This window comes from Candidatus Allofontibacter sp. (genome assembly GCF_040404065.1).
In the GTDB taxonomy this organism is placed as follows: Bacteria; Pseudomonadota; Alphaproteobacteria; order Pelagibacterales; family Pelagibacteraceae; genus Fontibacterium.
Genome location: NZ_JBBAJM010000001.1, coordinates 907,386 through 924,233, shown reverse-complemented (window position 1 = coordinate 924,233; position 16,848 = coordinate 907,386). Strand labels below are relative to the sequence as shown.

General features: G+C 29.9%; 25 protein-coding genes and 1 tRNA gene. 18 read left to right on the top strand and 8 right to left on the bottom strand.

Annotation, left to right across the window (positions count from 1 at the left end; translation table 11 throughout):
• The first annotated feature begins 17 nt into the window (after positions 1-17).
• The 7 genes from AC8IG9_RS05005 to serB all read left to right on the top strand — a co-directional run bounded on the left by AC8IG9_RS05005 (position 18) and on the right by serB (position 6,739).
• Positions 18-638, top strand: a complete 621-nt coding sequence (locus tag AC8IG9_RS05005) for a LysE family translocator (protein WP_507425706.1) — start codon at positions 18-20, stop codon at positions 636-638.
• Between the two features lie 4 nt (positions 639-642).
• Positions 643-1,749 (top strand): RIP metalloprotease RseP, encoded by a 1,107-nt coding sequence (gene rseP / locus AC8IG9_RS05000; protein WP_507425705.1) that lies wholly within the window; start codon positions 643-645, stop codon positions 1,747-1,749.
• 148 nt (positions 1,750-1,897) lie between these two features.
• Positions 1,898-2,173: an HU family DNA-binding protein gene (locus tag AC8IG9_RS04995; protein WP_026151779.1), complete on the top strand. Its 276-nt coding sequence runs from the start codon at positions 1,898-1,900 to the stop codon at positions 2,171-2,173.
• 201 nt (positions 2,174-2,374) lie between these two features.
• Entirely contained in the window at positions 2,375-3,046 is a 672-nt protein-coding gene (locus AC8IG9_RS04990) for a CADD family putative folate metabolism protein (protein WP_507425704.1), read from the top strand.
• A 70-nt stretch (positions 3,047-3,116) separates the two neighbouring features.
• Positions 3,117-4,277: a phosphoserine transaminase gene (locus AC8IG9_RS04985; RefSeq protein WP_507425703.1), complete on the top strand. Its 1,161-nt coding sequence runs from the start codon at positions 3,117-3,119 to the stop codon at positions 4,275-4,277.
• Entirely contained in the window at positions 4,270-5,862 is a 1,593-nt protein-coding gene (gene serA / locus AC8IG9_RS04980) for a phosphoglycerate dehydrogenase (protein WP_507425702.1), read from the top strand. Before AC8IG9_RS04985 ends, serA begins: the two co-directional genes overlap by 8 nt.
• Entirely contained in the window at positions 5,855-6,739 is an 885-nt protein-coding gene (gene serB / locus AC8IG9_RS04975) for a phosphoserine phosphatase SerB (RefSeq protein WP_507425701.1), read from the top strand. Before serA ends, serB begins: the two co-directional genes overlap by 8 nt.
• On the opposite strand, the gene bcp is transcribed toward serB, so the two are convergent.
• The gene (bcp, locus tag AC8IG9_RS04970; protein ID WP_507425700.1) at positions 6,732-7,196 is read right to left on the bottom strand and encodes a thioredoxin-dependent thiol peroxidase; all 465 of its coding nucleotides are present in this window, start codon (positions 7,194-7,196) and stop codon (positions 6,732-6,734) included. The two genes, serB and bcp, sit on opposite strands and share 8 nt — an antisense overlap.
• A gap of 45 nt (positions 7,197-7,241) precedes the next feature.
• Here bcp and AC8IG9_RS04965 point away from each other — a divergent pair, with 45 nt between their 5' ends.
• Entirely contained in the window at positions 7,242-7,634 is a 393-nt protein-coding gene (locus AC8IG9_RS04965) for a rhodanese-like domain-containing protein (RefSeq protein WP_507425699.1), read from the top strand.
• On the opposite strand, the gene AC8IG9_RS04960 is transcribed toward AC8IG9_RS04965, so the two are convergent.
• Both AC8IG9_RS04960 and AC8IG9_RS04955 read right to left on the bottom strand, forming a co-directional pair.
• Positions 7,635-8,219, bottom strand: a complete 585-nt coding sequence (locus AC8IG9_RS04960; RefSeq protein ID WP_507425698.1) for a 2-hydroxychromene-2-carboxylate isomerase — start codon at positions 8,217-8,219, stop codon at positions 7,635-7,637.
• Between the two features lie 41 nt (positions 8,220-8,260).
• Complete coding sequence (locus tag AC8IG9_RS04955) at positions 8,261-8,755, bottom strand: ABA4-like family protein (protein ID WP_507425697.1); 495 nt, start codon at positions 8,753-8,755, stop codon at positions 8,261-8,263.
• A 20-nt stretch (positions 8,756-8,775) separates the two neighbouring features.
• Here AC8IG9_RS04955 and AC8IG9_RS04950 point away from each other — a divergent pair, with 20 nt between their 5' ends.
• Positions 8,776-9,345: a regulatory protein RecX gene (locus tag AC8IG9_RS04950; protein WP_507425696.1), complete on the top strand. Its 570-nt coding sequence runs from the start codon at positions 8,776-8,778 to the stop codon at positions 9,343-9,345.
• A 145-nt stretch (positions 9,346-9,490) separates the two neighbouring features.
• On the opposite strand, the gene AC8IG9_RS04945 is transcribed toward AC8IG9_RS04950, so the two are convergent.
• Both AC8IG9_RS04945 and AC8IG9_RS04940 read right to left on the bottom strand, forming a co-directional pair.
• Positions 9,491-10,270, bottom strand: coding sequence for a 3'(2'),5'-bisphosphate nucleotidase CysQ family protein (locus tag AC8IG9_RS04945; RefSeq protein ID WP_507425695.1), 780 nt, complete (start codon positions 10,268-10,270; stop codon positions 9,491-9,493).
• Entirely contained in the window at positions 10,257-10,433 is a 177-nt protein-coding gene (locus AC8IG9_RS04940; protein ID WP_017971703.1) for a DUF3553 domain-containing protein, read from the bottom strand. Before AC8IG9_RS04940 ends, AC8IG9_RS04945 begins: the two co-directional genes overlap by 14 nt.
• A gap of 53 nt (positions 10,434-10,486) precedes the next feature.
• Between AC8IG9_RS04940 and mnmA the strand changes: the two genes are divergently transcribed.
• The 4 genes from mnmA to AC8IG9_RS04920 all read left to right on the top strand — a co-directional run bounded on the left by mnmA (position 10,487) and on the right by AC8IG9_RS04920 (position 13,225).
• Positions 10,487-11,623, top strand: a complete 1,137-nt coding sequence (gene mnmA, locus AC8IG9_RS04935; protein WP_507425694.1) for a tRNA 2-thiouridine(34) synthase MnmA — start codon at positions 10,487-10,489, stop codon at positions 11,621-11,623.
• Between the two features lie 88 nt (positions 11,624-11,711).
• Positions 11,712-12,017 (top strand): hypothetical protein, encoded by a 306-nt coding sequence (locus tag AC8IG9_RS04930; RefSeq protein WP_507425693.1) that lies wholly within the window; start codon positions 11,712-11,714, stop codon positions 12,015-12,017.
• A gap of 18 nt (positions 12,018-12,035) precedes the next feature.
• Positions 12,036-12,461 (top strand): secondary thiamine-phosphate synthase enzyme YjbQ, encoded by a 426-nt coding sequence (locus AC8IG9_RS04925; RefSeq protein ID WP_507425692.1) that lies wholly within the window; start codon positions 12,036-12,038, stop codon positions 12,459-12,461.
• 2 nt (positions 12,462-12,463) lie between these two features.
• Positions 12,464-13,225, top strand: coding sequence for a hypothetical protein (locus AC8IG9_RS04920; protein WP_507425691.1), 762 nt, complete (start codon positions 12,464-12,466; stop codon positions 13,223-13,225).
• Between the two features lie 27 nt (positions 13,226-13,252).
• Here the strand turns inward: AC8IG9_RS04920 and AC8IG9_RS04915 are convergent, their stop codons facing one another.
• On the bottom strand, positions 13,253-13,405 hold the full coding sequence (locus AC8IG9_RS04915; RefSeq protein WP_507425690.1) for a hypothetical protein: 153 nt from the start codon (positions 13,403-13,405) through the stop codon (positions 13,253-13,255).
• A gap of 205 nt (positions 13,406-13,610) precedes the next feature.
• Between AC8IG9_RS04915 and AC8IG9_RS04910 the strand changes: the two genes are divergently transcribed.
• The 3 genes from AC8IG9_RS04910 (at position 13,611) to AC8IG9_RS04900 (ending at position 14,520) form a co-directional block, all read left to right on the top strand.
• Positions 13,611-13,844: a hypothetical protein gene (locus AC8IG9_RS04910; protein WP_507425689.1), complete on the top strand. Its 234-nt coding sequence runs from the start codon at positions 13,611-13,613 to the stop codon at positions 13,842-13,844.
• A gap of 202 nt (positions 13,845-14,046) precedes the next feature.
• Complete coding sequence (locus tag AC8IG9_RS04905; RefSeq protein WP_507425688.1) at positions 14,047-14,196, top strand: hypothetical protein; 150 nt, start codon at positions 14,047-14,049, stop codon at positions 14,194-14,196.
• Between the two features lie 247 nt (positions 14,197-14,443).
• Positions 14,444-14,520: transfer RNA gene (locus tag AC8IG9_RS04900), tRNA-Met, on the top strand.
• A gap of 14 nt (positions 14,521-14,534) precedes the next feature.
• On the opposite strand, the gene AC8IG9_RS04895 is transcribed toward AC8IG9_RS04900, so the two are convergent.
• Complete coding sequence (locus AC8IG9_RS04895) at positions 14,535-15,065, bottom strand: 5'-methylthioadenosine/S-adenosylhomocysteine nucleosidase family protein (RefSeq protein ID WP_507425687.1); 531 nt, start codon at positions 15,063-15,065, stop codon at positions 14,535-14,537.
• A gap of 30 nt (positions 15,066-15,095) precedes the next feature.
• On the opposite strand from AC8IG9_RS04895, the gene AC8IG9_RS04890 reads away from it, so the two are divergent.
• Positions 15,096-15,623, top strand: coding sequence for an adenine phosphoribosyltransferase (locus AC8IG9_RS04890; protein WP_507425686.1), 528 nt, complete (start codon positions 15,096-15,098; stop codon positions 15,621-15,623).
• 4 nt (positions 15,624-15,627) lie between these two features.
• Positions 15,628-16,425 (top strand): nitrilase-related carbon-nitrogen hydrolase, encoded by a 798-nt coding sequence (locus AC8IG9_RS04885; RefSeq protein WP_507425685.1) that lies wholly within the window; start codon positions 15,628-15,630, stop codon positions 16,423-16,425.
• Here the strand turns inward: AC8IG9_RS04885 and AC8IG9_RS04880 are convergent.
• Positions 16,422-16,820, bottom strand: coding sequence for a DUF6165 family protein (locus AC8IG9_RS04880; protein ID WP_507425684.1), 399 nt, complete (start codon positions 16,818-16,820; stop codon positions 16,422-16,424). The genes AC8IG9_RS04885 and AC8IG9_RS04880 overlap by 4 nt on opposite strands.
• Positions 16,821-16,848 lie beyond the last annotated feature (28 nt).

The window sequence follows — 16,848 nt, the reverse complement described above, 5'->3', positions numbered from 1 at the left end:
TAATTTTTTTATTTAGTATGACAACTTTTCTTATAGGAATTTTATCAGGTTTTCTGCTTGCCCTACCGGTTGGTGCTGTTGCGTTGATGTGTATTAATATTACTTTACAATATGGAATATTCTCTGGAATTTGCATTGGAATTGGAGCTGCTTTAGCAGATGCATTGTACGGTTTTTTGGCCATATATAGCTTAAATACAATTTCAAATATTTTTTTACAAAACCAAGATATATTAAGGGTGATCGGTGGTTTGTGTTTAGTTTTTATTTCTCTTCGAATGTTATTTAGTGGCCCAGTTAAAATTAGTAATAAGAAAGTAAATCACAATAAATGGCCTCAAGATATTTTTTCAGGCTTTATAATTACCCTAAGCAATCCTCTTACCTATATTGGATTTATAGCGCTGCTTTCTTATCTGCATGTAAGCTTTAAAGATTTTGATAAAGGTTTAGTTTTATTATTTTTTGTGGGTGCTTTTTTAGGATCGATGTTGTGGTGGTTAATACTAGTTGAGTTTGCAAGATTTCTAAAAAAGAAAGTAAATTATACATTTATAAAAAGATCTAATGTAATTACAGGATTTATAGTTTTAGTTTTTGCAGTAGTTGTGCTTGTATATTCTCTTAATAACTTTTAATTAAATGACAATCATTAATACCATTATTCCCTTTATAATTCTGATCTCAGTTGTTGTTTTTGTTCATGAGTATGGACATTATTATTATGCAAGAAAATACGGTGTAAAAGTTACAGATTTTTCAATTGGATTTGGAAAAGAATTATTTGGCTGGAATGATAAAAATGGAACGCGCTGGAAAGTTTGTCTTATACCATTAGGTGGTTATGTGAAATTCTTTGGCGATGCAAACTCAGCAAGTCAGCCAGAAAAGACTTCAAGTTTTTCACAAAAAAATCAAAAATATTTACTCGCAACAAAAAAATTATATCAGCGAGCTATTATTGTATCGGCAGGACCTATTGCTAATTTTGTTTTAGCTTTAGTTATATTTTCTTTTATTTATATGACTGCTGGAAAAGATTTTTCAGTCCCTGTTATTCAGGATGTTAAAATTAATAGTCCTGCCTATAAAGCTGGACTAAAGAAGAATGATCAAATTATTAAAATTAATGATAATAAAATTAACAGTATCACTGAAGTATCGCAGTCTATTGCTTTATCAGAAACGCATTTGATTAAAATAACAGTTCTTAGAGATAGAAAAGAATATGATTTTCAAGTTCAGTCAATCACACAAGAAGCAAAAGACAATTTAGGAAATAATATTAATCGTAAAATGATTGGAATTCAGATCATTCCACTTAACAATGAAATCAATAGACAAAGATTAGGACCAGCTAAAGCAATTTATTATTCTTTAAAAGAAATCTGGTTCACAGTTTCAACCACGATGAGCTATTTAGGTAAGATGATTATTGGCACTGAAAAGGCAGATCAATTAGGTGGACCAATAAAGATTGCTCAAATCTCAGGACAAGTTGCTCAACTTGGAATTATTCCGTTTCTTTCTATTATGGCTTACATTTCAATTAGCTTAGGACTAATTAATTTGTTTCCAATTCCATTATTGGATGGCGGTCATTTGGTATTTTATTTCTATGAGCTTGTTAGAGGAAAACCATTGAGTGAAAAGATGCAAACTTACTTCTTTAAGTTCGGTTTATTCGTGCTTTTTACGCTGATGTTTTTTTCAACGTATAATGACCTCAAAGGCTTAGGTATTTTCTAAAAAGTCATATAAAACAACGTTTTAGTAAAAAATCCTTATAAATCATATCAACATATGGTGTTAGAAAAATAAGCAAATACTACATTTATGTTGATTTTCTTTGTTTTTTCAACATTATTTAAAAATCAACGAATCAAAAGGGTTAAAAATGAACAAAAAACAATTAGTGGCTAAAATAGCTACTGCTTGCAATATGGGCAAGAGTGATGCCGAAAAAACCTTTGATAAAATACAAGACATTATTCTTGCTGAATTAAAGAATGATGAAACTGTAAAAATCGCAGGTTTTGGTACGTATAAAGTTGCAAAAAGAAAAGCTAGAACTGGAAGAAATCCTAGAACTGGTGAAAGTATTCAAATCGCAGCTTCTCAAAAAGTTAAGTTTTTGCCAGCAAAAGCTTTAAAAGAGATGTTTAATAAGTAATTTCGTTTTTTAATAACTCAGCTTTTATTAGCTGAGTTATTAAATCCTCAAGTTCTCGAGTAATTTTCAAAATATTTTAACAATAAAGATTAAATAATATTATTCACATTTTTCTTTATCTTTTTAATTTTTTTCAACCTTAACTTGTTTGTATATAAGTTTAATTAATTTATAATTTAACTAAACAATTTGGAGAAAAACATGTTTTCAAAAGAACTAAACGCAAAACTAGATGAGTTTCATTTGTTAAAGCATCCATTCTATCAAGCATGGAATGAAGGAAAACTAAGCAGAAAAATTATAAAAGATTATGCTGAACAATATTATCATCATGTAAAGGCATTCCCACGTTATATTAGCGCAACACATTCATTGTGTGAAGATATTGCTAACAGAAAAATTCTACTTGAGAATTTGAATGATGAGGAAGACAAACATAATGATCACCCTAAACTATGGAAGCAATTTGCTGTAGCTTTAGGAGCTGACAAAAATGAAATCGAAAAAGTAAAATTAGAAAAACACACTTCAGAAATGATTGATAATTTCTTTAAACAAGGAAGATCAACTTATGCTGAAGGACTTGCTTCTTTATATACTTACGAAAGACAAATTCCTGAAATAGCGGAAGTTAAGATTGATGGTCTTAAGAAGTTTTACGGAGTAAACACAGAATCTGGACTTGCATTTTTTGAAACTCATAAAAAGGCTGATGTTTATCACAGACAAGAGTGTGAAGTTTTATTAGACAATCTTTCTAAAGAAGAACAAGCAAAAGCAGAAACTGCAGCACTTACAACTGCAAAATATCTTTGGAACTTTCTTTCAGGCGTAGCGCAAAAGCATAATCTTAGCGTTCAAGCAGCAGCTTAAATCTTTTTTTAAATATCCTGTGGCAAATTACACCACAGGATATTTATGCAAATAGTTTAAAATATTAATTATGACAATTGGAAGACCACAGACAAAACCAGACAGAGCTTTTTTTTCTTCGGGGCCTTGTGCAAAAAGACCAGGCTGGTCTATTTCTAACTTGCCAATTTTTACATTAGGAAGGTCACATCGCTCTAAAATTGCAAAAGATAAATTAAAAGAAGTTATCACTTTATCGAAATCATTATTAAAACTTCCAAGCGACTATAAACTTGGCATTGTCGCAGGCTCAGACACCGGCGCGATTGAAATGGCAATGTGGAGTTTGTTGGGATTTACAGGAGTTGATATTTTAGGTTGGGAAAATTTTGGTAACGACTGGATAAAAGATGCTGTCAGCCAGTTAAAAATAAAAAATTTAAATGTACATAAAGCTGATTATGGAAAACTGCCCGATCTAACAAAAGTTGATTTTAACAATGACGTTATCTTTACATGGAATGGAACCAGTTCTGGCGTGTGCTTACCCAATGCCGACTGGATAAAAGATGATCGAAAAGGCCTTACAATCTGCGATGCAACATCATCAGTTTTTGCAATGCCAATGGATTGGAAAAAATTAGATGTAATTACTTGGTCATGGCAGAAAGTTTTAGGAGGAGAAGGGGGGCATGGCATGATTGCATTATCGCCTAGAGCTTTAGAAAGACTTAAAACATACCAGCCTAGTTGGCCAATTCCTAAAATATTTAGATTAGCTGAAGATAAAAAAGTTTTAGAAGGTGTTTATGAGGGCGAAACTATTAATACTCCATCCATGCTTTGTGTTGAAGATTGCATAGATGCATTGTTATGGATTGAATCTATAGGAGGCTCAGAAGGTGCTATTAAAAGATCAAAGAAAAACTTAGATGAAGTTAAATTTTTTGTTAAAGAAAATAAAGACTGGATTGATTTCTTGGCTGAACAAGAAAATACTATTTCATCAACTAGTATTTGCTTAAAAATTATTGATCCAAAATTTAAAAAATTAAGCAAAGAAGATCAGGCAGCTAAATTAAAAACTATTAATCAAATATTAGAAAAAGAAAATATTGCTTATGATGTGAATTCTTATAGAACTGCACCGGCAGGCTTTAGAATCTGGGGTGGAGCTACAATAGAGACAGCAGATATTGAAAAATTGCTTCCCTGGATTAAGTGGGCTTATTTAACGAATTTAAATGTATAAAGTTTTAATCGCAGACGAATTAAGTAATGAAGCGCTAGCCATTTTTAAAGAAAATGGAATTGAAGCTATTACCAAAACGGATCTTGATACAAAATCATTAATAAAAGAACTACAAGATTGCGATGCTCTTGTTGTTAGGTCAGCAACAAAGGCTACAAAAGAAGTAATTGAAGCTTGTAAAAAACTTAAAGTAATTGGTAGAGCTGGAATTGGAGTTGATAACGTAGATCTGGAAGCCGCCACAAGTAATGGAAAAGTTGTGATGAATACTCCATTTGGAAATTCAATTACAACAGCTGAACACGCAATTACGCTAATACTTTCTACTGCAAGACAAATTCCTTATGCCGACAAAACTACTCATGAGGGTAAATGGGAAAAATCTACTATTAAAGGAGTAGAAGTTACTGGAAAAATTCTAGGAATTATCGGTTGCGGTAATATTGGAACAATTGTTGCACAACGCGCTTTAGGACTGAAATTAAAAGTAATCGTATTTGATCCGTTTTTACAGGATAAAAAAGCATTAGAGCTTGGTGTTGAAAAAGTTAGTTTGGATGATTTATTTAAAAGATCAGATTTTATCACATTGCATACGCCCCTTAATGAAAAAACAAAAAATATAATCAATAAAGAAGCATTTAAAAAAATGAAAAAAGGAGTACGTATTATTAATTGTGCAAGAGGAGGCCTTGTTGATGAGGTAGCTTTGAAAGAAAATTTAGATAGCGGTTATGTAGCAAGCGCTGCTTTAGATGTTTTTGTTGAAGAACCACCAAAAGGAAGCCCTTTATTAGGAACAAAAAATTTAATTCTTACCCCTCACTTAGGAGCCTCTACCACAGAAGCTCAGGAAAAAGTTGCGGTGCAAATCGCAGAACAAATATCAGATTATTTAAAAACAGGAGCTATAACTAACGCGGTTAATACCTTTTCATTAACTGCAAAAGAACATCAATCTGTTGCGCCTTACTTAAAGCTATCAAGTTTACTAGGAGGGTTTGCCGGTCAATTAACAGAGAATGCTATTAAATCTATTCAAATAGATTTTGAAGGAGGTGCTGCAAGTGTTAATAGCGCTCCACTTACACAAACAATTATTTATAGTTTATTAAAACCAACAACGGACAGCATTAATATTATTAACTCTGTTTTGGTTGCAAAGAGTAAATCAATTTCAATTTCAGAAGTTAAACATCAAAAAGAGAATGATTATCAATCTTTAATTAAGTTAACGGTGACTACAGAAAAACAAACAAGAACAGTATCAGGTACCATTTTTGGTGGCAGAGCTAGAATAGTTGAGATTAAAGGAATTAAAGTTGAGGCGGATTTATCAGAGCATAATTTATACGTAACTAACCAGGATAAACCTGGTTTTATAAAAGACTTATCAAAAATTTTAGCAGATAATAGAGTTAACATTGCAACGTTTCATTTAGGCAGAGTAAGTGCTGGCGGAGAAGCGATCGCTATTATTTCAACAGATAATAAAATTGAAAATTCTGTTTTGGAGAGTATTAAGAAAATACCTTTAGTAATCCAAGCAAAATATATTCAATTTAAAGATAATGAATATGAATAGTTCTACAGAACTAGTCTGCACTTTTGTAGCCAAAAATAAATTAGATTATAAAAATCTTATAAATTTTTTTTCAAAAATTCAGGATACTCAAGATTATAAAATTCTCTCAAAAAGAGCTCTAGATCTTTATTGTGGCGACATAAATAAAAAAAATAGAAAAAAAATTAGAAAGTTTTGTTTTAAGAAAAAAATTGACGTTTGCATTCAAAATCTTAAGTGGAGAAAAAAGAAAATATTTTTAGCAGATATGGACGCAACTATGATCAAAGATGAAACTTTGGATAATCTTGTAAAAATTGCAGGAATAAAAGCTGACATTGATAAGCTAAGCAAACTTGCGATGGATGGAAAAATTAGTCTTAGAGATACATTAAAATTTAGAGTTAGTTACTTAAAAGACAAAAGTACTCAGCTTATAAAGCGAGTTATAAAAAAAATTAGATTTAATCAAGGTTCTAGAATTTTAGTAAAAACTTTAAATAAAAACGGATATCACACTAGCCTTGTTACAGGTGGTTTTCAGCCTATCTCAACTTATGTTGGAAAAACTTTAGGTTTTAAAAAAGTAATCAGTAATAAATTTGTTATAAAAAATAATAAGTTTACAGGTGAATATATCCCAATTACTGGACAACAAAATTCTAAATTGTTTTACTTAAACTATATTTGTAAAAAAAAATGTTTAAACAAAACAAAACATGCGATCGCAGTAGGTGATGGTGCAAATGATCTTGCAATGCTTAAAAACTCAGGTCTTGGAGTGGGTTATCGTCCACATCTTATAATAAAGAAGGCCGTTGATAATCACATTCTATTTACTGATCTTACAACTATTCTATTTTATTTAGGCTTTGCTGAAAAAGAATTTTCTAAATAGCTTCTTTTAAAAAATTTAGTACTTCTTTTGCATGATCTGTGACTTTAACATTGTTCCAGATTTTTATTATTTTTCCTTTAGGATTAATTAAAACTGTTGTTCTTTTGATCCCCATAAATTTTTTGCCATACATACTTTTTTCCCCCCAAGCACCATATTTTTTAAGTACTATATTTTCTTCATCGGATAATAATTGAAAAGGAATTTTGAATTTATTTATAAATTTTTTATGACTTTCTATAGTATCTTTTGAAATTCCAGTAATTTCACAATTTAATTTTTTGAATTCTTTATAAAGTTTTGAAAAATCTTTGGCCTCATTTGTGCAGCCAGGCGTATTATCTCTTGGATAAAAGTAGATTAGTAAAAAATTTTTTTTATTATTTTTAAGCTCAAATTCTTTATTATTACTTGATGGAATTTTAAAACTTGGTGCTAATTTATTCTCTTTGATCATAATACTCTGTTTAATAAATTCAAAATACTTTATAAAATACATTTAATGAAGATAAAATCGCATAAGCAATTAGTCGAAGAAGCAAGTTTACATATAGAAAACCTTACTCCAGAAGAAGCCAAATCAAGATTGGATGATAATACAATTTTAATAGATATTAGAGACATTAGAGAGTTGTGGAGAGAGGGCACAGTTGAGAATGCAAAGCATATCCCAAGAGGAATGCTAGAATTCTGGTTAGATCCTAGTAGTCACTATTACAAGGAAGAATTTTCTGTTGATAAAAATAAAATATTATTTTGTGCTCAAGGAATGCGCTCAGCTCTTGCTGCTAAAACTTTAAAAGATATGGGCTTTACAAATGTAGCTCACATAAAAGGTGGATTTGAAGCATTAAAAAAAATTAATTTTAAGATAATGGAAGTTAAAAAGAAGTAACTATTTTTTAGCTTCGTTAAAAACAAATTCTAAACGATCTTGTCCCCAAAACATTTTTCCATTTACAATAAATGCAGGAACTCCAAATATACCCTTATTAAAACATTCATTAGTTCTTTTAATGAGATCATTTTTAATAACTGGATCATTATATTTTAAAGAAAATAAATCAGAATTTATTTCCTGATTTTTAATAAATTTTAGAAATACTTCTTCGTCATTCATATTCATAGAGTCAACCCAAACAGCATTAAAAGCTTTGTCGACAAAAGATCTAAAAAAATTATCTTTCTCAGCAACTAATGCCGCTCTCATAAGATTAACGGTTTTAATAGGGAAATATCTATTGAATTGATATTTCACTTTATATTTATCGGCCCAGAGTTTGCAGTCTTTGATTAAATATTTTGCCTTTAATGGAATGAAAGCTGGAGCAGTAATTCCGGCCTCTTTATGAAGTCCTCCTACAAGAACTGGCATGTAGTTTACTTTTTCACCAGTTTCTTTTTCGAATTTTTTTATTTGTGTATGAGCAAGATATGAATAAGGACTTCCTAAATCAAAATAGAAATCTATTTTTTTCATAGTTATTTATAACTCTGAAATAAATTATTAGCTACTAAGAGTTAATCGAATAATTTTAATTTTTGAGCAGCGAGAAGTCTTAAGAGTAAGTAGACACCAAGTCCAATAGGACCTAAAAAATAAGTAAGTATCAAAGGAACCAAAACTATAAATTGTAGAGCTTTATTTTTAGCAGCGTCCGCTGCAATCCAAGCGCCTAACATAAGATTTGCAGTTAAGAAATGTATCCAAAACAATAACAATACATTTTTATCACTCAGCACTTTTTTAAGCTGATCAATTCCCATGTAAAGTTCGAACGTTTTTCCCTTATCTAGAATATTAGAAAATATGCCATTCGAAGTGTTTACATAAATATAAAATACATAAAAATAGGTAAGACTTAATATTAGAGGAACTAATATGCTGTTTACCAAAACTTTTGTTCCGTTCCAGCTTGGAAGAAAGGCAAGAAGAATCCATAATGGAATTACACCGATATTTGTGAAATGATAAATCATTTCCAGGGTAAAAAAATCTTTTAAAGTGTTAAGCATGTGTTAGTAAGCACTATTATATGAGATTTAATAAATCTGCAAAGCAATCAATAAATAGCAGAGAAGATATTAAAGAACTTTCTTTAAAATATCTTGATAAATACCAGCCTTCGAAAAAAGATCTTAGAATTTATTTATACAGAAAAGTCTTGGATACGGATTATTTAAGTAAAGACAAAGAAAGCATTCTAAGAGAAATAGACGCAGTTATTAGCAATCTTGAGAGCATGGGTGTTGTAAATGATATTATTTATTCAGAGTTAAAATCAAAAAATTATCTAAAAAAAGGTTATTCCTTAAATAAGATTAGAATGAACTTAGCCCAGAAGGGAATTGATGGTGAGTTATTAAAAAAGACAATGAATGATATTCAGAAAGATAATGTCGATCCAGACTTTTATGCGGCTATTAGAGTTTGTAGAAGAAGAAGAATAGGACCTTATCGTCCGGATGCAAATAGAGAAATTTTTTATACAAAAGATACGGGAGTTTTAGCAAGAGCAGGCTTTAGTTATTCAACTTCTAAAAATGTATTAGGGCTAGATAAAAAAGAGCTTAAGATTTTCGAGAAGAAGATTTGGTCTTTTTAATTTTTTTTCTTTCCTTATTTTTTTTATTAGCAACAAGTTGGTTTACGGTATTTCTTAAAAAGTTTGCACATATAATAAAAAAAATTATTCCAAATATAAAAACTCCGCCTATGATTTTAATTGCGATGTCGTGTTTCATATAAGTTTACCTTGTTAGATTAGACGATCTCCTTAATATCATTGCAGGATTTGCAAAGTCTTTTTTACCGTAAATTATTTTTTTACCAGAGAAAGTAGTTAATATTGCTCCTGCATGCTCAGCGATTGCATGTCCTGCAGCAATGTCCCATTCTTTTGCTCTTGCTCTTGCGGCATAAATATCGAACTCGCCAGATGCTATTAAACAAAATTTGAGTGAGCTTGAACACTTTATAAATTTTGTAACGTTATATTTTTTATGAATATTTAAAATAATATCTGAAGGGGTTGGACTATTTGATAGCGCTAAAATCTCATTTTTTTTAGAAAGCTTTTTACTAGTTAGTTTACTTTTTCTATTTCTATTAATTTCAAAGGCGTTATTTTTTCCAAATGAATAAAACAATCGTTTAAGTTTAGGAGCATAAATAACTCCAAGTACAGGCTTTTTATCCAAAATTAGCGCAGCATTTAAAGTATATTCATTTCTATTCTTTATATACTCACGAGTTCCATCAATGGGATCAATAAGCCAGAAATTTTTTCTATCAAATTTATTTATTTCATCTACATTTTCTTCAGAAACTATTTGAATACCAGGAGTTAAATCAGAAATTTTTTCTTGTAAAATTTTATCAACTAATAAGTCGCCATTAGTAACAGGGGTGTTATCTTTTTTTATGGTGATTTTTAAATTTTTCCCTGAAAGCCTAATACTTTCTTTGCCAGCCTCATAAAAGCTTGGGATTAGTTCTTCTGTTATTTTTTTTAGATTAATTTTTAACATTAATTTTTTCTAATAGAATTATATCTGCAACAATTGTTTTTTTCCCAGAATTTTCAAAATTAACAGTGACGATATTTTTAATAATGGATTGTATTTGACCAATACCCCATTCTTTATTTTTAGGATTAATCACATAGTCTCCGGGCTCATAGTCAAAAATCATTTTTTACTTATACTTATTTCTTTCTATAATGTAAGAGTGTCTAAAAATTATCTATGACAGCAATACTAAAAACAGAATTAAGTAATAATTTATTAGGATTAGATAAGTCCCCAAGCGAAACAAAAGTTGTTGTTGCTATGTCTGGAGGAGTTGATTCTTCAGTTGTTGCAGGACTTATGAAAATGAATGGATATAAAGTCGTTGGTATTACCTTGCAACTTTATGATTATGCTCAAATTAATAAAAAACCCGGAACCTGCTGCGCAGGGCAAGATATTTACGACGCAAAAAGAGTTTCAGAAAAATTAGATATCGATCATTATGTATTAAATTATGAGAGTAAATTTAAGAATGAAGTTATAGAAAAATTTGCAGATTCATATTTAAGAGGAGAAACTCCTATTCCATGTGTAAATTGTAATCAAACAGTTAAGTTTAGAGATTTATTTGAATCAGCAAAAAATTTAAATGCTGATGCATTGATTACCGGCCATTATGTAAAAAAAATTATAGATAATGGAATTTCTAAAATGTATAGACCAAAAGATTTAAATCGTGATCAGACTTATTTCTTATTTGCAACAACTCAAGAGCAATTAAATTATTTACACTTTCCTTTAGGAGATCTTCCTAAAGATGAAACAAGAAATATTGCAAAAAAACTTAATTTAGAAGTTGCGGATAAACCAGATAGCCAGGACATTTGTTTTGTTCCAAATGGTAACTACGTATCTGTGATTGAACGTTTAAGACCCGAAGCAAATGAACCCGGAAACATTGTAGATACCAAAGGAAGTATTCTAGGAAGACATGAGGGAATTATTAATTTTACAATAGGACAAAGAAAGGGAATAAAAATTTCAGGAGAAATTCCATATTATGTTGTTAAGATTAATGCAAAAGATAAAGAAGTTGTTATTGGAAAAAAAGAAGAGTTAGAAATTAAAAAGATCAAAATAGAAAATATTAATTATCTCGCTGATAAAAACACTGATTTTAATGAAAATATATTTGTTAAAGTGAGATCAACGGGAAAGCTTATAGAGTCAAAGCTAGATGTTCATAAAGAAGTAGTAACTTTTGAAAAAGGAGAATTCGGAGTGTCCCCTGGACAGGCATGTGTATTCTACAAGCCCGATAAATTAGGCGTTAGGGTTTTAGGTGGTGGTTGGATAAGAGCTACAGAGTAAAAGAAACTATTTCTTCTTATTTCTTCTTCTATTTCTTCTTATTTTTGATCCAACTTTTCTTCGGCCTCTATGTTTTTTTGGGTATCCCATGTTTTTATATAAAAAGTTTATATCTAAATTAATTACCAAAACAAAAAGCAAACACAATAGATTTATTAAAATAGAATTTGATTTTTTTTCTAGTTATGATTTAACCCAAGACATGGGAATATTCAAAAACAATCAAGAAGTTGTCTATAGATCAGATTTTGATAAAAAAAATAGAGCTGATATTAGAACTCTAGTTCTAGAAAAGAACGCAAGAGATGAATACGATAAAAAAATCCAAAATAGAATTGTTGTAGCCCTATCTTTTTGCTTAATTATTGGATTAGCTTTAGTTTTAATTAAATAATTTCTCATACAATATCAAATGTTTACTCAGTTTTTTGACGAACTGAACATCAGAACAAACGGTAATAAATTAATTAAAATTACAGATAAAGTTTTGCAATTTGCAGATCACTCTAAAATTTCAAATGGCATACTTAATATATCAATCTTACACACAAGCGCGTCATTAATTATTCAAGAAAATGCGGATGACGATGTGCAAAAAGATCTTTTAAATTTTTATGATAAATTAGTCCCAATGGATGACGATTTGTATATTCATAACACAGAAGGCAAGGACGACATGCCTGCACATATTAAATCTTCGTTAACTAACAGCAATTTAACACTGAGCGTAAAAAATAGTAAATTAATTCTTGGAACTTGGCAGGGTATATACTTGTTTGAACATAGAATTGAACAACAAATTAGAAAAGTTTTTTTACATCTTATTGGACAACAGTAATTATGAATTACAGATTAAACATTGTATTGATTGTAGGTAGTGCACCAGATGCTTTAAGCATTAAAAAACAAGATTTGTCTTTATTCTCCAGTCGCGTTGTTATTAATAATGCTTGGCAATTAACAAGAGATTGGAATTACTTAATTTATCCCGAAGACTTTCCAAATACAAACTTGCCTCCTGATTCAATCTTAATTAATAAAAAAATAGTTACGGCTCGTGAATTTGTACCGGAACAAAATTCTTTTGGAGGATTTGTTTATGGAGGAGGTACAATGGCATTTACAGCTGGTTATTGGGCATTAGGTGCTTTAAAGCCAGATGTGATCGCTTACTTAGGTTGTGACATGATTTATCCAGAAGAATATGGAATGCAAAGTCATTTTTATGGGAATGGTAAAGCGGATCCTTTACGTTCCGACATCACATTACAATCCTTGGAAGCAAAGTCTGTTCGTTTAATGGCGTTTGCCAAGATTAATAATTGTGCAGTAGTTAATTTATCTGAGCTACCTAAATCACGATTACTATTTCCACGCATATCAATAACGGACCTATTAAAAAAAATAGATCAAAAAAATTTGGTGTGTGAGCAAGACGTAAAATTAGATTCTAAATATGTAAAAAAAGCTTTAGATCTCGAAGAAGAGTTGGCGTATATGGTTCCATCAGGAAGATATTGGGAGTCTTTAAAGGAATTTGACCAACTAAAATTAAGCGAAATAGATTCTCTATGGCTTAAATCTGCATCTAAGTTGAATTAGTTATTTAAGTGAATTAAATTTTAGTAATTAATATACTATATTTAATGTAATTGTTTTAGTGTATGAACCTGCTGTTTTTCCAGTTTGAGAAGCAGCTATTGATCCTGTGATAGTTCCGGCAGTTGCGCTTGATAATATTCCTACTCCTGTTCCAGAGATTGTAGCCGCGCCGTTGGTCATAGTGGCGCCAGCAGTATTCGTAAAAGTAACATTTAATCGATCAGAAGCAATTGCACTAGTTCCGCCAACTCTAACTAAATAATAGGCTGGAGTTGCTTCTGGAGTATCATTAAATGAAATTGAATAACTTGTGCCGTTTGTGCACTCAACAGATACTCTTTAAGTTGCAGTAATTAATGAACCTGTGTAATCAGCGAAATTCATATTGCTAGCTGAAACTGAGCAAGAAGATGATGTATTTCCATTATTGTTGGGGTCACTACCAGATAATACCACTACGCTGACAGCCATTGATCCTGTTGCTGAACTAGTTTGCGCCGATGCTCTTGAAATTATCAACAGACCAAGCAAACAAGTTAATGCAGCAGTTGATTTTGCTAACACAACTTTTTCTCTTTTCTTAAAAAATAAATTATTACTACTCAAGATAGATCCATAAATAAAACTTGGAAGTTGTATTATTTTTTTAAAATTCTCGCCAGAATTTAATTTTTCAATCTATAATTGTTAAACTATAGGTTGTTAAATTTATTTTATAATTCATTTTTTATTAGAATCGCTTGAGTTTTCGAATGGAGTAGTAATTATTTTTTTAGCCGGTTAAAAAAAATAATTTTAAAACATTAGAGGAGTGGTTTCGTATGACTTCTGAAGGATCAAAGCCAGATAATATAGTTGTGAATGTTCAAAGAAGATTTACTAAACAATGGAAAGACTGGTCAGATTTCCTTTGTGCTGGCAAAAAAGTAAGAAGAGCTAGTGCGTTTATATTTTTAACAACTAAACCCTAAAGCAGATAGTAACTTCAAAAATAATTTTCCTAATTTAAAATTGATATAATTTTTTACAGTTCAACGATTAATTGAGCCTTAAAAAAGCGATCACAATCTGATCACAATGAGGATAGTAAAACGATAAGCTAGATTAGGACAAATGAAGATTTAAACTTGAGGAATTCTTGAGGATTTATGAATTAAAAAGCTCTATTTAAATTTCTTTTTACAAAAAAGTATTATAAATAAAGCCCTATTTAAATATGGCGGGGTAGCTCAGTTGGTTAGAGCGCAGGACTCATAAGCCTGAGGTCGGTGGTTCGATCCCACTTCCCGCTACCACAAAAAAATAATTATTAAATTAAAGATAACTTTTTTGCGTGTTCGTAAAATAGAATGGCACCTTTTTTGCAATTTTCAATCCAGTCAGATTTTGCATTTTCATTTGCTTCATCTGAAATAAATTTAAAACATCTAAATTTTACATTTTCTTTTTTGCAAATTTTAGCGATAGCGTAAGCTTCCATGTCAACTACATCTACTTGCATTTCAATTCCCGATGTAACAAAACTATCACCAGAGCCACATGAATGACCATTCTCAGATGAGATAATTTCTTTTATTTCGTCAAAAGGCGTCTCCCCAAGTTGAAAATTTAATCCTCTGGCATCCATGTCTCTTTGATAAAATTTTGTACATTCAATTAAACCTTTTAAACCTTTTTTAAGAGAACCGGCTGTGCCAAAATTAATAACTTCTGATGGTTTGTGCTGAAAAATTAATTTTGAAACGTGATACGCAGCATTAACCTTTCCAGCTCCAGTATGACTAAAAAAATTTAGACCTGGTGTTTCTTCTTTTAGAGCTGCAACAAATAATCTTTTCATATTTATTTTATAATATATTAATTAATTATAATGAATTTAGATAAATTTATAAGATCTATTCCAAATTATCCTAAAAAAGGTATCTTATTCAGAGATATCACCTCATTAACTGAAAATGCAAAAGCTTTTAATTACGCCTTGATGAAAATGCACATAATTTCAAAAAAAATTAGACACAATAAAATTGCTGCAATCGAATCTAGAGGTTTTATTTTTGCTTCTGCTTTGGCTTATTTAAATAAAAAGCCATTAGTTCTTCTTAGAAAAAAAAATAAGTTACCTGGGAAAAAAATTTCTCAAAAATTTAAGCTTGAATACGGAACAGATACAATTGAAGTTCATAAATCTTCATTAAACAAAAAAGACAAAGTTATTATTGTAGATGACTTGATAGCAACAGGCGGAACAGCGATTGCCGCAGCTAAATTAATAGAAAAATGTAGAGCAAAAGTATCAGCATTTATATTTTTAATCGATTTATTTGATCTAAGAGGTAATAAAACTCTTAACTCTAAAGGTTATAAGACTTTTAAATTAATTAATTTTCCAGGACATTAACTTTATGTTTAATGTTTCTTGCATTCAAATTACTTCATCTAATAACGTTTTTTCTAATTTAGAAAAAACAACAGATTTAATAATTAACTCTATTAAGAAAAAGGCAGATTTAATTATTACTCCAGAAAATACTTCTTTATTTACTTTAGATCATACTGAGCTTTTAGAAAAAGCAGAAGAAATGAATAATAATTTCTTTTTAGAATCTATAAGTAAAATTTCAGAGAGTTATAAAAAATGGATTTTAATTGGATCATTGCCAATAAAACTATCAAAAAAGTTACTAGCAAACAGATCTGTACTTTTTAATCCTAAAGGAAAAATTGTAAATTATTATGACAAGATTCATATGTTTGATGTGAAGCTTTCAAAAAAAGAAAAATATGAAGAGTCTAAAAAATTTTTATCTGGGAAAAAGAAAGTTTTAGCAAAGTTACCTTGGGGATTGATAGGACTTACTATTTGTTATGATGTTAGGTTTCCCAATTTATATCGAGAGCTTGCAAAAAAAGGCGCAATATTTATGACTGTGCCATCAGCATTTACAAAGACAACAGGTGAAAAACATTGGCATACTTTATTAAAGGCAAGAGCTATTGAGAACTTTTCTTATATATTTGCAGCTGCTCAAACTGGCAGGCACTATAATGATAGATTAACATATGGGCATTCTTTAATTATTTCTCCTGATGGAGAAATTTTAAGAGAAAAAGAAAAGGGAGAAGGTTTTATTATTGCAAGAATTGATGAAAATCTTCCCAAAAAATTAAGAGCTAAAATTCCAAGTCTTAAATCGAATTAATATTTTTTGTAGCTTTTTACTTCAGAAATATTTGATTTTGTTAAACTGTTAATTTTGTTTTTAAAGCGCGATCTTTCATCGTTAGTAAAATAAACATCCCTTGCAAGCTTTATAAATTTCTCTTTAAAATTACTTTTTCTTTCGCAATCTCTAATGTCATCTTCAATTTTCCATAATTTAAGATTAATTGATTTGAGCTTTTTATATAATTTTGTAAGTGATTTAGACTTTTTAATATTTCTATTCACCGTTTCTTGTAAAGAACCCAATTCTTTTAAAACAATTTTTACTTTAGATTTATCTTTGATTTTATTTTTTTTTATCTCAAGAATTGATATTTTGTCGAACAATTCACCTGCTGATATTTCAGAGTAAATTTTTTTTGTAATTTCCATAATTAATCAATAATGTTCTTTTATAATA

Excerpts from the sequence above, each read along its gene's own strand:
- bcp (WP_507425700.1), bottom strand. The coding sequence starts at position 7,196 with ATGATCAAAGAGAATAAATTAGCACCAAGTTTTAAAATTCCATCAAGT.
- AC8IG9_RS04940 (WP_017971703.1), bottom strand. The coding sequence starts at position 10,433 with ATGATTTTTGACTATGAGCCCGGAGACTATGTGATTAATCCTAAAAAT.
- AC8IG9_RS04905 (WP_507425688.1), top strand. The coding sequence starts at position 14,047 with ATGACTTCTGAAGGATCAAAGCCAGATAATATAGTTGTGAATGTTCAA.
- AC8IG9_RS04965 (WP_507425699.1), top strand. The coding sequence starts at position 7,242 with ATGAAGATAAAATCGCATAAGCAATTAGTCGAAGAAGCAAGTTTACAT.
- serA (WP_507425702.1), top strand. The coding sequence starts at position 4,270 with ATGTATAAAGTTTTAATCGCAGACGAATTAAGTAATGAAGCGCTAGCC.
- serB (WP_507425701.1), top strand. The coding sequence starts at position 5,855 with ATGAATAGTTCTACAGAACTAGTCTGCACTTTTGTAGCCAAAAATAAA.
- AC8IG9_RS04990 (WP_507425704.1), top strand. The coding sequence starts at position 2,375 with ATGTTTTCAAAAGAACTAAACGCAAAACTAGATGAGTTTCATTTGTTA.
- AC8IG9_RS04885 (WP_507425685.1), top strand. The coding sequence starts at position 15,628 with ATGTTTAATGTTTCTTGCATTCAAATTACTTCATCTAATAACGTTTTT.
- AC8IG9_RS04930 (WP_507425693.1), top strand. The coding sequence starts at position 11,712 with ATGTTTTTATATAAAAAGTTTATATCTAAATTAATTACCAAAACAAAA.
- AC8IG9_RS04945 (WP_507425695.1), bottom strand. The coding sequence starts at position 10,270 with ATGTTAAAAATTAATCTAAAAAAAATAACAGAAGAACTAATCCCAAGC.
- mnmA (WP_507425694.1), top strand. The coding sequence starts at position 10,487 with ATGACAGCAATACTAAAAACAGAATTAAGTAATAATTTATTAGGATTA.
- AC8IG9_RS04915 (WP_507425690.1), bottom strand. The coding sequence starts at position 13,405 with ATGACCAACGGCGCGGCTACAATCTCTGGAACAGGAGTAGGAATATTA.
- AC8IG9_RS04880 (WP_507425684.1), bottom strand. The coding sequence starts at position 16,820 with ATGGAAATTACAAAAAAAATTTACTCTGAAATATCAGCAGGTGAATTG.
- AC8IG9_RS04925 (WP_507425692.1), top strand. The coding sequence starts at position 12,036 with ATGTTTACTCAGTTTTTTGACGAACTGAACATCAGAACAAACGGTAAT.
- AC8IG9_RS04950 (WP_507425696.1), top strand. The coding sequence starts at position 8,776 with ATGAGATTTAATAAATCTGCAAAGCAATCAATAAATAGCAGAGAAGAT.
- AC8IG9_RS04955 (WP_507425697.1), bottom strand. The coding sequence starts at position 8,755 with ATGCTTAACACTTTAAAAGATTTTTTTACCCTGGAAATGATTTATCAT.
- AC8IG9_RS05005 (WP_507425706.1), top strand. The coding sequence starts at position 18 with ATGACAACTTTTCTTATAGGAATTTTATCAGGTTTTCTGCTTGCCCTA.
- AC8IG9_RS04890 (WP_507425686.1), top strand. The coding sequence starts at position 15,096 with ATGAATTTAGATAAATTTATAAGATCTATTCCAAATTATCCTAAAAAA.
- AC8IG9_RS04960 (WP_507425698.1), bottom strand. The coding sequence starts at position 8,219 with ATGAAAAAAATAGATTTCTATTTTGATTTAGGAAGTCCTTATTCATAT.
- rseP (WP_507425705.1), top strand. The coding sequence starts at position 643 with ATGACAATCATTAATACCATTATTCCCTTTATAATTCTGATCTCAGTT.
- AC8IG9_RS04995 (WP_026151779.1), top strand. The coding sequence starts at position 1,898 with ATGAACAAAAAACAATTAGTGGCTAAAATAGCTACTGCTTGCAATATG.
- AC8IG9_RS04895 (WP_507425687.1), bottom strand. The coding sequence starts at position 15,065 with ATGAAAAGATTATTTGTTGCAGCTCTAAAAGAAGAAACACCAGGTCTA.
- AC8IG9_RS04920 (WP_507425691.1), top strand. The coding sequence starts at position 12,464 with ATGAATTACAGATTAAACATTGTATTGATTGTAGGTAGTGCACCAGAT.
- AC8IG9_RS04985 (WP_507425703.1), top strand. The coding sequence starts at position 3,117 with ATGACAATTGGAAGACCACAGACAAAACCAGACAGAGCTTTTTTTTCT.